1 rRNA gene is annotated in these 1,418 nt (G+C 53.0%); it reads left to right on the plus strand.

From position 1 onward, the window contains the following. Positions 1 to 1,397: ribosomal RNA gene (locus BMY98_RS26560) — 23S ribosomal RNA — on the plus strand; the annotation flags it as partial. Positions 1,398 to 1,418: the final 21 nt, after the last annotated feature.

The following is a 1,418-nucleotide window of genomic DNA, read 5'->3' on the forward strand; positions in this document are numbered from 1 at the left end:
TAAGGCCGAGAGCTGATGACGAGTGTTCTTTAGAACACGAAGTGGTTGATGCCATGCTTCCAAGAAAAGCTTCTAAGCTTCAGGTAACCAGGAACCGTACCCCAAACCGACACAGGTGGTTGGGTAGAGAATACCAAGGCGCTTGAGAGAACTCGGGTGAAGGAACTAGGCAAAATGGCACCGTAACTTCGGGAGAAGGTGCGCCGGTGAGGGTGAAGGACTTGCTCCGTAAGCTCATGCCGGTCGAAGATACCAGGCCGCTGCGACTGTTTATTAAAAACACAGCACTCTGCAAACACGAAAGTGGACGTATAGGGTGTGACGCCTGCCCGGTGCCGGAAGGTTAATTGATGGGGTTAGCTAACGCGAAGCTCTTGATCGAAGCCCCGGTAAACGGCGGCCGTAACTATAACGGTCCTAAGGTAGCGAAATTCCTTGTCGGGTAAGTTCCGACCTGCACGAATGGCGTAACGATGGCGGCGCTGTCTCCACCCGAGACTCAGTGAAATTGAAATCGCTGTGAAGATGCAGTGTATCCGCGGCTAGACGGAAAGACCCCGTGAACCTTTACTATAGCTTTGCACTGGACTTTGAATTTGCTTGTGTAGGATAGGTGGGAGGCTTTGAAGCGTGGACGCCAGTCTGCGTGGAGCCAACCTTGAAATACCACCCTGGCAACTTTGAGGTTCTAACTCAGGTCCGTTATCCGGATCGAGGACAGTGTATGGTGGGTAGTTTGACTGGGGCGGTCTCCTCCTAAAGAGTAACGGAGGAGTACGAAGGTGCGCTCAGACCGGTCGGAAATCGGTCGTAGAGTATAAAGGCAAAAGCGCGCTTGACTGCGAGACAGACACGTCGAGCAGGTACGAAAGTAGGTCTTAGTGATCCGGTGGTTCTGTATGGAAGGGCCATCGCTCAACGGATAAAAGGTACTCCGGGGATAACAGGCTGATACCGCCCAAGAGTTCATATCGACGGCGGTGTTTGGCACCTCGATGTCGGCTCATCACATCCTGGGGCTGAAGCCGGTCCCAAGGGTATGGCTGTTCGCCATTTAAAGTGGTACGCGAGCTGGGTTTAGAACGTCGTGAGACAGTTCGGTCCCTATCTGCCGTGGACGTTTGAGATTTGAGAGGGGCTGCTCCTAGTACGAGAGGACCGGAGTGGACGAACCTCTGGTGTTCCGGTTGTCACGCCAGTGGCATTGCCGGGTAGCTATGTTCGGAAAAGATAACCGCTGAAAGCATCTAAGCGGGAAACTTGCCTCAAGATGAGATCTCACTGGAACCTTGAGTTCCCTGAAGGGCCGTCGAAGACTACGACGTTGATAGGTTGGGTGTGTAAGCGCTGTGAGGCGTTGAGCTAACCAATACTAATTGCCCGTGAGGCTTGACCATATAACACCCAAGCAATCTGCA

Origin of the sequence: Pseudomonas graminis (assembly GCF_900111735.1) — a bacterium.
GTDB lineage: Bacteria > Pseudomonadota > Gammaproteobacteria > Pseudomonadales > Pseudomonadaceae > Aquipseudomonas > Aquipseudomonas graminis.